The organism is Streptomyces sp. AcH 505 (assembly GCF_000818175.1).
Taxonomy (GTDB): domain Bacteria; phylum Actinomycetota; class Actinomycetes; order Streptomycetales; family Streptomycetaceae; genus Streptomyces.
This window is the reverse complement of record NZ_JTIY01000001.1, coordinates 2,147,307-2,159,283: the sequence shown is the minus strand read 5'-3', so window position 1 is coordinate 2,159,283 and position 11,977 is coordinate 2,147,307. Positions and strand designations below refer to the sequence as shown.

Genomic DNA, 11,977 nt, shown 5'->3' with positions numbered 1-11,977 from the left:
ACTACAGCGAACAGGGGCGCCCCGTTGAGACTGCGGACATCGTGGTCCCGACCGCGCTTTGCGAGATCGTCTACGAGATCCCGATCAATCGTTGACCGCTGCGTGTCGTTGCGGCTCCAGTGACTGGCCATCACAGCTCCTCCGGTCGCGTGGTTCCGTCAGGCTTTCGCGCACGAGAACCGGAGTCAGTACCCAAGTGGTCGCTTCAGCACCTTGCGTTCTGCCCGATCGCCGTCAGCTCCAAGTCGTGGTGCGAACAACTGCTCTCGCTACGGCAACTCTGCGCGGCTAGGAGAGTCAAGTCAGCATCAAATATGACGCTTTTTATGATCTTGATGCGCCGATCCGGCATTCACCGGCTCGGGTATCGGCTGTGGAATACGCGTCGCAGGTAGCGGCGCCGCAGGTCGGAAGAGAGAAACGCGCGCACGTCGGGACCAGGTCAGCAGCCGATGAGCCAAGGGCCTTCTAAGCACTTGGCCCCAGGCGATGACGGTCATAGAGCCGAGTCGCCCCGACGACAGGTGCCCGAGGGGCACCCGAAGCGGAAGCCGATCCGGTGGGATAGGAGGTGGCCTTCGGGCGGCCGCACGACGTGGCGGGTGAACGGGGTCTTGAATAGTCCCCACTGGGCCCCGGCCGTACAGCAGCGAAGTACAGCAGCGAAGTACAGCAGCGACAGCAACCGACTGCGTCTGTTGGTGACCGCTCGGGGCCGAAGAATCACCTAAATGATCTGCCATGACCGCTCTATCTAGAGCTACGGATCAGAAGGTTGCAGGTTCGAATCCTGCCGAGTGCACAGCAGCTCAAAGGCCCCCCGGAGAAATCCGGGGGGCCTCTTGCGTTGCCTGTACAAAGCTGAGCAGCCAGTGAGGGCGGTTCTGACCTCTCCTGGCATGCAGTGGATATCGCCAGTCATTGCCGCACTTGGTGCGGTGATCGGAGTCGGCTCTGCCTTGCTCACCGATCGGGCGAGGTGGGGTGGATCGGCTGCGGGCGATTCTGGGCCGGCGGTCGAGGTGGATCTGGACGGGGTGTCAGGTGACTGGGTTTTCCAGGAGGGTTACTCGGTTGCCGTCCGGGTCTTGTAGGGAGGCGATGCGGGTGGTTTTGCCGCCCTGTTGGACCGGGGTCGTCGTCAGGCCGCGCGTGTTGAGTTCTGACAGGGCCTTGTCCAAGGACGGGACCTCCAGGTTCAGGAGGGTGGTGCCCGCGTGCTCGGGGTCCTCGAAGACCTGGAGCCAGCCGCCGGGGGTGAGGTGCCAGTCGGCCAGGGAGGGCATCGGGCGGGTGTCGGCCGGGCGGCCCAGGAGTCGTTCGTACCAGGTCACGGCCGCTTCGATGTCTCGTACCGGTGCGACCATCAGTACGCGCGCCACGTCCATGGCGATCACCTTTCCTCGGGCTCTTCTTGGGTGTTCTCCCCTGTAGACGGCTGGCGAGCCCTCAACTCATCGGCCAGGAGTTTCGGCCGTGGTGGTCAGGAGCGCTCGGCCGAGTATGTGGCCGGCCATCGTGAAGCCGAGGACTGCCGGGGTGGCGTCGGTGGGGATGCCGATGGAGTCGACGTCGAGTGCGTGCACCACGGTGAAGTAGCGGTGCGGGCCGTGGCCGGCCGGTGGGGCGGCGCCGATGTAGCGGGACGCGCGGGCGTCGTTGGGGAGTTGGAAGGCGCCTTCGGGCAGGCCCGAGCCGGTGTCGTCGCCCGCACCCGCCGGCAGTTCGGTGACGGTTGCGGGGATGTCGGCGACCGCCCAGTGCCAGAACCCGGAGCCGGTGGGGGCGTCGGGGTCGTAGACGGTGACGGCGTAGCTCTTCGTGCCCTCCGGGGCGCCGGTCCAGGACAGCTGCGGGGAGACGTCCTGGCCGCCGGGGACACCGGAGATGCCGGACAGCTGCGCGGGGGGCAGGGCGGAGCCTTCTGTGACGGTGGTGCTGGTGACGGTGAAGGTGGCCGCCTCGGGGAGCCGGGCGAAGGGGTCGTTCGCGGTCATCGTGCTGTTCCTTTCGGGGGTGATGCGTTGCTCGGGTGTGGTCCGGTGTGCTCCGGGCTCACTCAATCGACGATAGCAGTGATAATCGATTATTCAAACCATCGTCTATTGTGACGACATGAGTCAGACCTCCCAGCCCCCGGCCGCCCAGGGCAAGCAGATGCTCTCCGAGCAGGTCTACGTGCGCCTGCGGGACGCGATCATGCGGGGGGACCACGCTCCCGGGGCCGCTCTCAAGCCGCAGGACCTCGCCAAGGAACAGGGCGTGAGTCTGGCCGTGGTGCGTGAGGCGCTGGTGCGGGCCGTCGGGGACGGGCTCGCCGACCGGCTGCCGAACCGCGGGTTCGCCGTGCCTGCCTTCTCCGACCGCCGCTGGCAGGAGATCGCCGAGGCGCGCAGGACCATCGAGCCGGTCCTGCTGCGGATGTCCGTCGAGCGCGGCGACGTCGGCTGGGAGGCCCGGGTGCGTGCCGCGCACCACCGGCTGAGCCGTACCCCCGTCTACCTCCCGGAGGAGGGCGAGTACTACAGCGGCGCGTGGGCCGAAGCCCATCGGGTCTTCCACCGCACCCTGTTGGAGGGCTGCGACAACCCGGTCCTGATGGACACCTTCGACCGGATGTGGACAGCGAGCGAGCTGGCCCGCCGCTGGTCGGCGCATCGTAATCCCGGCCGGGACGGCGTCGCCGAGCACCGGCGGCTGGAGCAGGCGGCGCTGGCCGGTGACGCCGACACCGCGGTCGAGGTGCTGGTCCAGCACCTCACCCAGACCGCCGCCGGGCTGACCGACCACGCCGCCGGCGAGGAGTGAAGGCGCTCAGCTCTCGGTCGAGGTGAGCACCAGCGTCAGCAGCCCCGGGAACCGGGCTTCGAACTCCGGGCGGCGCAGGCGGTTCAGCCGTTTGGCGCCGGCGTCGCGTTGCTCCAGCAGGCCCGCGTCGCGCAGCACGGTGAAGTGGCGGCTCAGCGTGGCCTTGGTGACCGGTACGTCGAAGCTGCCGCAGGGGCGTTCCCAGTCGGCGGCGGCTGCCAGTTCGCGTACCAGGATGCGGCGTACGGGATCGGCGAGGGCCAGGAGGGCGGTCTCCAGCGTGACCGCCGCGGGGTCCGTGTGGACCGGGGGTGCGCGGTGGTGGGGCGTGGGCCGTGCTTCCGGTGCCGCCATGGCGTCCGTGCCTCCGTTCGCATACGTCGCGTGCTGCGGCACGCGCGGCACGTGCGTCGCATACGCCGCGTATGTCGCGTACGCGTCGCCGCGTCACTCGCTCGCCGTTCGCTTCCCGACGAACGGTACGCCGCCACGGCACCCGCGGAGCAAGGCCCGGGTCAGTTGTTGAGCGTGGTCATGTCCGCGTAGCGGTCGCCCGTCGGCGGCTTGAGCGCGTTCAGACGGCCGAGCTGGTCGGGGGTGAGGGTCAGGGCGTCGGCCGCCACGTTCTCCTCCAGCCGGGAGACCCGCTTCGTCCCCGGGATGGGCGCGATGTCGTCGCCCTGGGCCAGCAGCCAGGCCAGCGCGACCTGCGCCGGCCGCGCTCCCGCCGCCTCGGCCACCGCCTCGACCTCGTTGACGATGTGGACGTTCTGCGCCATGTTCGCGAAGCGCGGGTCGGTCCTGCGGAAGTCGTCGTCGGCCAGCTGGTCCGTCGAGCGGATGCCGCCGGTCAGGAAGCCGCGGCCCAGTGGTGAGTACGGTACGAAGCCGATGCCCAGCTCCCGTACCAGCGGCAGCAGCTCCGCCTCCGGCTCGCGGGCCCACAGGGAGTACTCGGTCTGCAGCGCCGTGACCGGGTGGGTGGCGTGCGCGCGGCGGATCGTCGCGGGGGCGGCCTCGGAGAGGCCGATATGGCGGATCTTGCCCGCGGCGACCAGCTCGGCGAGGGCGCCCACCGTCTCCTCGATGGGGGTGTTCGTGTCGACCCGGTGCTGGTAGTAGAGGTCGATGTGGTCCGTGCCGAGCCGCTTGAGCGAGCCCTCCACGGCCAGCCGGATGTTCTCCGGCGTGCTGTCGAGGTCGCCGTCCACGCCTTCGCGGTGCGAGAGGGCGCCGAACTTCGTCGCCAGCACCACCTGGTCGCGCCGGCCGGCGAGCGCGCGGCCCACGAGTTCCTCGTTCTTGTAGGGGCCGTAGATCTCGGCGGTGTCGAACAGGGTCACTCCGATGTCGATCGCCCGGTGGATGGTGCGGATCGCCTCGGCGTCGTCCGATCCGGCGCCGGTGTAGTACGCCGACATCGCCATGCATCCGAGGCCGATACGCGCGACGTCGAGGTCGGCGAGTTTCGCGTGCTTCATGGGAATCGCGTCCTTCAGCGGGGCGGTTGGTGAAATGCAGCTTTTCTCCCCTTCGACGCTAGCGCCATCGGTCCTGCGCCGCGTTCCGGCGCTCAGCTCCGCGCCCCGCGCGCCCCCTAGAGTGGATCCCTCGGTACGGAGGGGGCACAGCGTGAGTGGCGCTTGGCGGGCGGCCGGGCTGCGGTGGCCCGGCGGGGCGCCCGCGCTCCAGTGGCTGAGCGGCGACGGCAGCCGCGTGCGGACCCGTGCCAGCGAGCTGGTGTACGGGCGTGAGCTGGCCTTTCGTGCCGTCGGCGGCCGGTACTGCCCCGGCGCCCGGGGCAACGTCTGCCCCCTCGGCGCCGTCGTGGCGGGACGCAGCACCGGCGGGCAGTGCCCCGAGTGCGCACGGCTCGACCGGGCGCACTCCGTCGCCGCCGACACCTTCGACGATCCGCGCCCCTACCGCGTCTATCTCGCCTGGTTCGGCCCCGGTCTGGTGAAGGTCGGGATCACCGCCGAGGCACGGGGATCGGCGCGGCTGCTGGAACAGGGCGCCGTCACCTTCTCCTGGCTGGGGCGCGGGCCGCTGATGGCCGCCCGGCGGACCGAGGAGGTGCTGCGCACCGCGCTCGGGGTGCCGGACCGTATCCCGTACGAGCGCAAGCGGGCCGTCCGTACGGCGCTGCCGCCGCGCGGCGAACGGGCGGCCGAGGTCGGCGCGCTACATGTCCGCGCGGTCGCGCTCGAAGCGTGGCCGCAGACCCTGGAACGTGCCGGGTTCGGCGCGGTGGACCACGCGGACGCCTTCGGACTCGACGGGCTCGGCCCGGCGACGGGCGTGGTGGGCGAACTGGTCGACGGTGGTCACGTGGCGGGACGGCTGGTCGCCGCCGCCGGACCCGATCTGCATCTGGCCACGGCCGACGGCGGCCTCGTCGTCCTCGACACCCGGCTGATGAGCGGCTGGGAACTGGTCTCGTCCGATCCTGGCGGTGCGCTGACCGTTCCCGTACGGGAGTTGCGCGCGGATGTCGTTCCCACCGGGCAGGACGGGCTCTTTTGACTTCACTTCCGCGTTCGGTGGACACGGCGCCGGTCCCGGTCGGAAGGTGGAGCACATGAACGATCAAGAGGCGGGTGGGGTCAGCGGCGCGGGTGCCGGTATTACGGGCGAGTCTGTGACGGGCAGGTCTGTGGCGGGCAGGTCCGGGGCGGGCGGGTCCGGGGCGGGCAGGTCTGGGGCGGGCGGTATCACGTCGGGCGCGGTCACCGCGGGTGCGGTCACGGCCGACGGCATCACGGTGGCGGGCGGCGACGCCGAGGTCGAGGCCGTACGGCGGTTCCGCGCGCGGGTCGGACTGCCCGGACTCGTCGACGTACACACGCACTTCATGCCCGAACGCGTCCTCAAGAAGGTCTGGGAGTACTTCGAGTCGGCCGGTCCGCTCGTCGGGATGGAGTGGCCCATCACCTACCGGCACGAGGAGAACGAACGGGTCGCCCTGCTCCGCGCGTTCGGCGTGCGCGCCTACACTTCGCTGCTCTACCCGCACAAGCCCGGCATGGCGGACTGGCTGAACGGCTGGGCCGCCGGCTTCGCCGCCCGCACCCCCGACTGTCTGCAGACCGCGACGCTCTTCCCCGAGGACGGCGTCGAGACGTACGTACGCGAGGCGGTCGAGGGTGGCGCGCGGATCTTCAAGTCGCATGTGCAGGTGGGGGCTTACGACCCCAACGACGAGCGTCTCGACGGGGTGTGGGGGCTGCTCAGCGACGCGGCGGTGCCGGTGGTGATGCACTGCGGCTCGGGTCCGGTCGCCGGACAGTACACCGGGCCCGAACCGGTGGCACGGCTGCTGGCGCGCCATCCCCGGCTGCCGCTCGTGATCGCGCATCTGGGGATGCCGGAGTACACGGGCTTCCTGAAGCTGGCGGCGCTCTACGAGGAGGTGCGGCTGGACACGACCATCGCCTTCACGGACTTCGGCGAAGGCTTCGCGCCGTTCCCGAAGGAGGCGCGGGGCCGCCTCGCCGACCTCGGGGACCGGATCCTGCTCGGGTCGGACTTCCCCAACATTCCGTATCCGTACGTCCACCAGCTGGAGGCCCTGGAAGCGCTGGGTCTCGGCGACCCCTGGCTGCGGGCGGTCTGTTACGAGAACGGCGCCCGGCTCTTCGGCCTGGCCGACGCCGTGACGGCTCCGGTGGCGGCTCCGGTGACGGATCCGGCGATGGACCCGGTGACGGACCCGGCCGGTCCGCAGGCGGGCTGAGAGCCCTTCACGTTTCTCAGGGAAATCACAGAAAGGCGCAAGAACCCTCTCAGAGGGCGTCCCCAGGGTATGGAGCATGACCATCACCTCGCCCCGCGGGCGTACCGAAATGCTCAGGCCGGACGGGAGCCCCGTCCGCATACTCGTTGTCGACGACGAGGCTTCCCTCACCGAACTGCTCTCGATGACCCTGCGGTACGAGGGGTGGGAGGTGGCCAGCGCGGCCGACGGTGCCTCGGCGATGACCTCGGCACGCGACTTCCGGCCCGACGCCGTGGTACTCGACGTGATGCTGCCCGACATGGACGGCATGGCCGTCCTCGGCAGGCTGCGCCGCGAACTCCCGCACGTGCCCGTCCTGTTCCTCACGGCGAAGGACGCGGTCGAGGACCGGATCGCCGGGCTGACGGCGGGCGGCGACGACTACGTCACCAAGCCGTTCAGCCTGGAGGAGGTCGTGGCCCGGCTGCGCGGCCTGATCCGGCGCTCCGGCGCTGCCGCCGTACGGTCGGAGTCACTGCTGGTCGTCGGGGATCTGACCCTCGACGAGGACAGCCATGACGTCACCCGCGCAGGCCAGTCCATCCATCTGACCGCGACCGAGTTCGAGTTGCTGCGCTACCTCATGCGCAACCCGCGCCGGGTGCTCAGCAAGGCACAGATCCTGGACCGGGTGTGGTCGTACGACTTCGGCGGCCAGGCCAACGTGGTCGAGCTCTACATCTCCTATCTGCGCCGGAAGATCGACGCGGGACGCCCGCCGATGATCCACACCAGGCGCGGCGCCGGTTATCTGATCAAGCCCGGCGAGCCGAGCCTCGCACCTCAGTGACCGGCCGCACAGGCACAGGCACAGGCACGCCCACGCGCACGCGGACCCGTACCGGCATACGCAGGCGCTGGTCGCTGCGCACCCGGCTCGTGGTGTCGGCGGTCGCGCTGATCGCCGTGGTCGCCGCCGTGATCGGGACGGTCACCACGATCGCCTTCCGCTCGTACCTCTACGACCAGCTCGACCAGCAGGTCCACGCGATAGCCGCGCGGGCCGCAGGACCGCCCGGCGGCGCCGGCCCCGACGCGCCGGTCCTGCTGCCTGACCGGGACGACGCGCTCAAGATCGTGACGGGCGGTGGCGCGCCCGTCGGCACGGTCGGCGCCGAACTGTCCGACGCCGGATCCATCAGCCGCGCCCTCATCAGCACCCAGCAGAACACCGACGGCCAGGGCCCGCGTATCGCCGGGCAGCCCCTCACCACCGACCAGAACACCGCCCTCGCCGGCGTCTCCCGCGACGGCTCCCCGCACACCCTTCCGCTGCCCGGACACGGCGACTACCGCGTGGTGTACGTGAGCAGCGGCCATGGCTCCTTCCTCGTGGGCGTACCGCTCACCTCCGTCCAGAACACCCTCGGCACCCTGGTCCTGGTCGAGGTGTGCGTCACCGTCGCAGGACTGATCGCGGCGGGCATCGCCGGAGCCGTACTCGTCGGAGTGGCGCTGCGCCCGCTGCGCCGGGTCGCCACGACCGCCACCCATGTCTCCGAACTGCCCCTGCACAGCGGCGAGGTGGCCCCCCTCGTCCGTGTACCGGCGGCGGAGGCCGACCCGCGCACCGAGGTCGGTCAGGTCGGCGCCGCCCTCAACCGGATGCTCGGCCATGTCGGCTCCGCGCTCGCCGCCCGCCAGGAGAGCGAGACGCGCGTACGCCAGTTCGTGGCCGACGCCGGCCATGAACTGCGCACCCCGCTCGCCTCGATCAGGGGATACGCCGAACTCACCCGCCGCGGCGACGAGGAGACGGGCCCTGACACCCGGCACGCCCTCGGCCGGATCGAGTCCGAGGCGCAGCGGATGACCGGGCTGGTCGAGGACCTGCTGCTCCTCGCCCGGCTCGACGCCGGCCGGCTGCCGGCGAGCGAGTCGTACGGGAGCGTGGACCTCACCCCGCTGGTCGTGGACGCGGTCAGCGACGCACGCGCCGCAGGCCAGGGCCACCACTGGCGCCTCGACCTGCCGGACGCCGCCGCCGCGGCAGCAGTCGTCCGGGGTGATTCCTCCCGTCTCCAGCAGGTGCTCGTCAACCTCCTCGCCAACGCCCGTACGCACACCCCGCCCGGCACGACCGTCACCGCGCGGATACGTCACGAGGCCGGCCGGTGGGTCGTCCTCGACGTACAGGACGACGGACCCGGGATCCCGCCTGCCCTGCTGCCACGCGTCTTCGAGCGCTTCGCGCGCGGCGACGCCTCGCGCTCCCGCGCCGCCGGGTCGACCGGCCTCGGCCTCGCCATCGTGCGGGCCGTGGTCACCGCGCACGGCGGCAGCGTGGACGTACGCAGCGCGCCCGGACGGACCGTCTTCACGGTCCGGCTGCCGGCCGACACCGGTTCACCCGGCACCGGTTCGCCGGACGGCGAAGCCACCGACTCACAGCCTGGGCACAGCCTCACCACACAGCCCTGACAGCGCCCTTGGCGAGTGTCGACGGCATGCGAACCGATACGCCCTGGGGCGCCCTCCCGGCACGGGAACACCTCCCGGTCGGTGCGGACACCGCCCCCATGCTCGATGTGACGATCCCCGTCCACAACGAGGAGCGGGACCTCGAACCCTGTGTGCGGCGGCTGCACGACCACCTCGCCCGCACCTTCCCGTACAGCTTCCGCATCACCGTCGCCGACAACGCGAGCACCGACCGCACCGCCGAGGTGGCTGCCCGACTAGAGGCGACGATGCCCCGCGTACGGGCCTGCCGTCTGGAGGAGAAGGGCCGGGGCCGCGCACTGCGGGCCGTCTGGTCGCACTCCGACGCGCCGGTCCTCGCCTACATGGACGTGGATCTGTCCACCGACCTCAACGCACTGCTGCCGCTTGTCGCCCCTCTCATCTCCGGCCACTCGGATCTGGCGATCGGGTCCCGGCTCGCCCGGTCGTCGCGGGTCGTGCGCGGGCCCAAGCGGGAGTTCATCTCCCGGGCCTACAACCTCATTCTCAAATCCTCCCTCTCCGCGCGCTTCAGCGACGCGCAGTGCGGTTTCAAGGCCATACGGCGGGACGTCGCCGAACGGCTGCTGCCGATGGTCGAGGACAGCGGGTGGTTCTTCGACACGGAACTGCTCGTCCTCGCCGAACGCGCCGGGCTGCGGATCCACGAGGTGCCCGTGGACTGGGTGGACGACCCCGACAGCCGTGTGCGGATCGTGTCCACGGCCGTCGAGGATCTCAAGGGCGTCTGGCGGGTGGGACGTGCGCTGGCGATGGGCGCGCTGCCGCTGGACCGGCTCGTGAGGCCCTTCGGTGATGACCCAAGGGACCGCCGGATCGGGGGAGTGCCGGGCGGACTCGCCAGGCAACTGGTCGGCTTCTGCTTCGTGGGCGCCCTGTCCACGCTCTTCTATCTTCTGCTCTACTCCCTCTTCCGCGCCACCCTGTGTCCACAACTCGCCAACGCCGCCGCTCTGCTCGTCTCCGCGGTCGCCAACACGGCCGCCAACCGCAGACTCACCTTCGGTGTGCGCGGCCGGGACCGTGCCGCCCGCCACCAGGCGCAGGGCCTCGTCGTCTTCGCCATCGGACTGGCCCTGACCAGCGGTTCGCTCGCCGCGCTCGACGCCGCGGCAGGCTCGCCCTCGCACTCCACCGAGCTGGCCGTACTGATCGCCGCCAACCTCGCCGCGACGGTGCTGCGGTTCCTGCTGCTGCGCGCCTGGGTCTTCCCCGACCGCCGGACTCCGGCAGAGACCCACGGTCACACAGCCGGCGCCGACAGCCACGAAAGCCCCGACCGCGCCGAAAGCCCCGACCGCACCGACCGCGTCGACACCCACGCTCCCGACCCGAGGAACGCGCGATGACCACGACCATCACCCCCCACCGCCACGGCGGCCCGTCCCGGACCACCGCCTCCGCCGCTGCCGCGTCCGCCGCCGGCCGGCTCTGGCGCGGCAGGGCCGACGACGCCCGCTGGGTGCGGCCCGCCCTGCTCGTACTCCTGCTGGCCGCCGCGCTGCTCCAGCTCTGGGACCTGGGCTCGTCCGGCTACGCCAACTCCTTCTACTCCGCCGCCGTCCAGGCGGGCAGCGAGAGCTGGAAGGCGTTCTTCTTCGGCTCGTCCGACGCCGCGAACTCCATCACCGTCGACAAACCCCCGGCCGCGCTCTGGCCGATGGCGCTGTCCGTACGTCTCTTCGGCCTCGGCTCCTGGCAGATCCTGGTGCCCGAGGCCCTGATGGGCGTCGGGACGGTCGCGCTGCTGTACGCCGCTGTACGCCGTCGCTTCAGCGCGACCGCCGGGCTGACGGCGGGTCTCGTGCTGACGCTGACACCGGTCGCCGCGATGATGTTCCGCTTCAACAACCCCGACGCGCTGCTCGCGTTGCTGATGACCGCCACCGTCTACTTCGTCCTGCGGGCGCTGGAGGACGCGCGGACGAAGTGGCTGCTGTGGGCGGGCGTCGCGGTCGGCTTCGCCTTTCTGACGAAGACGCTCCAGGCGTTCCTGATCCTGCCGCCGCTCGCCGTCGTGTACGCGGTGTGCGCGCCCACCCCTGTACGGCGCAGGCTGGGCCAACTCGCCCTGGCCACAGTTGCCCTGGTGGTCTCCGGCGGCTGGTGGGTCGCGATCGTGCAGCTGTGGCCCGCGTCGTCGCGCCCGTACATCGGCGGCTCGCAGAACAACTCGTTCCTTGAACTCACCTTCGGTTACAACGGTTTCGGCCGGATCAGCGGCGACGAGACCGGCAGTGTCGGAGGCGGCGGGGCCCCGGGCGGCGGCGCGCCAGGCGGCCCCGGCGGAGGTGGTGGTGGCGGCAGGGGCTGGGGTCAGACCGGGCTCGGCCGCATGTTCAACGAGACCGTCGGCGGCCAGATCTCCTGGCTGCTGCCCGCCGCGCTGCTGCTGCTCGTCGCCGGTCTGGTGGTGACCCGCAGGGCCGCGCGTACGGACACGGCGCGCGCCGCGTTCCTGGTGTGGGGCGGCGCCCTGCTGATGACCATGGCGGTCTTCAGCTTCATGGCCGGGATCTTCCACGAGTACTACACGGTCGCGCTCGCCCCGTACATCGCGGCGCTCGTCGGGATGGGTGCCACCGTCCTGTGGGAGGAACGCGGCCGGCTGCTCGGCTCGCTGACGCTGAGCGTGACGACCGCGGGGACCGCCGTCTGGTCGTACGTCCTCCTCGACCGGACCCCCGACTACCTGCCGTGGCTGCGCTGGGCGGTGCTGGTGGGCGGGCTGCTCGCGGCGGCGGCCCTGATCGGTACGGTCCTGCTCGGGCGGCGCGCGGTGCTCGCCGTGGCGGTCCTCGCCGTCGCCGCCTCGCTGGCCGGGCCGTTGGCGTACACGCTGTCCACGGTCAGTACGCCGCACACCGGGTCGATCATCACGGCGGGACCCGCGTCGGCGCGGGGCGGCCCCGGCGGCGGCTTCGGAGG

At 71.1% G+C, this 11,977-nt stretch carries 11 protein-coding genes and 1 pseudogene; 8 read left to right on the top strand and 4 right to left on the bottom strand.

Translation table 11 applies throughout. The annotated features are described in order from the left end of the window. A pseudogene (locus HY68_RS40525) lies at positions 1-95 on the top strand (GntR family transcriptional regulator); the annotation flags it as partial. A gap of 945 nt (positions 96-1,040) precedes the next feature. Here the strand turns inward: HY68_RS40525 and HY68_RS09975 are convergent. Beyond that, positions 1,041-1,388 carry a VOC family protein gene (locus HY68_RS09975; protein ID WP_041987085.1) on the bottom strand — a complete coding sequence of 116 codons (348 nt, stop codon included), beginning with the start codon at positions 1,386-1,388 and terminating at the stop codon, positions 1,041-1,043. A gap of 66 nt (positions 1,389-1,454) precedes the next feature. Beyond that, a complete protein-coding gene (locus tag HY68_RS09970) occupies positions 1,455-1,997 on the bottom strand; it encodes a YbhB/YbcL family Raf kinase inhibitor-like protein (RefSeq protein ID WP_041987082.1) in 543 nt (180 codons plus the stop codon). A 118-nt stretch (positions 1,998-2,115) separates the two neighbouring features. On the opposite strand from HY68_RS09970, the gene HY68_RS09965 reads away from it, so the two are divergent. Then, positions 2,116-2,808, top strand: a complete 693-nt coding sequence (locus HY68_RS09965) for a GntR family transcriptional regulator (RefSeq protein WP_041987077.1) — start codon at positions 2,116-2,118, stop codon at positions 2,806-2,808. 6 nt (positions 2,809-2,814) lie between these two features. Here the strand turns inward: HY68_RS09965 and HY68_RS09960 are convergent, their stop codons facing one another. After that, positions 2,815-3,162: a helix-turn-helix domain-containing protein gene (locus tag HY68_RS09960; protein ID WP_041987074.1), complete on the bottom strand. Its 348-nt coding sequence runs from the start codon at positions 3,160-3,162 to the stop codon at positions 2,815-2,817. 161 nt (positions 3,163-3,323) lie between these two features. Then, on the bottom strand, positions 3,324-4,289 hold the full coding sequence (locus tag HY68_RS09955; protein ID WP_041987071.1) for an aldo/keto reductase: 966 nt from the start codon (positions 4,287-4,289) through the stop codon (positions 3,324-3,326). A 151-nt stretch (positions 4,290-4,440) separates the two neighbouring features. On the opposite strand from HY68_RS09955, the gene HY68_RS09950 reads away from it, so the two are divergent. The 6 genes from HY68_RS09950 to HY68_RS09925 form a co-directional block, all read left to right on the top strand. Then, the gene (locus HY68_RS09950; protein ID WP_041987068.1) at positions 4,441-5,334 is read left to right on the top strand and encodes a DUF2797 domain-containing protein; all 894 of its coding nucleotides are present in this window, start codon (positions 4,441-4,443) and stop codon (positions 5,332-5,334) included. 238 nt (positions 5,335-5,572) lie between these two features. Next, positions 5,573-6,544, top strand: a complete 972-nt coding sequence (locus tag HY68_RS09945) for an amidohydrolase family protein (RefSeq protein ID WP_063779704.1) — start codon at positions 5,573-5,575, stop codon at positions 6,542-6,544. 76 nt (positions 6,545-6,620) lie between these two features. After that, the gene (locus HY68_RS09940; protein ID WP_041987063.1) at positions 6,621-7,376 is read left to right on the top strand and encodes a response regulator transcription factor; all 756 of its coding nucleotides are present in this window, start codon (positions 6,621-6,623) and stop codon (positions 7,374-7,376) included. Between the two features lie 56 nt (positions 7,377-7,432). After that, positions 7,433-9,007: a HAMP domain-containing sensor histidine kinase gene (locus tag HY68_RS09935; protein ID WP_041995576.1), complete on the top strand. Its 1,575-nt coding sequence runs from the start codon at positions 7,433-7,435 to the stop codon at positions 9,005-9,007. Between the two features lie 26 nt (positions 9,008-9,033). Beyond that, on the top strand, positions 9,034-10,398 hold the full coding sequence (locus tag HY68_RS09930) for a glycosyltransferase (protein ID WP_078863909.1): 1,365 nt from the start codon (positions 9,034-9,036) through the stop codon (positions 10,396-10,398). Next, the coding region (locus HY68_RS09925; RefSeq protein ID WP_041995569.1) for a glycosyltransferase family 39 protein at positions 10,395-11,977 on the top strand (1,583 nt) is incomplete at its 3' end. The genes HY68_RS09930 and HY68_RS09925, both read left to right, overlap by 4 nt.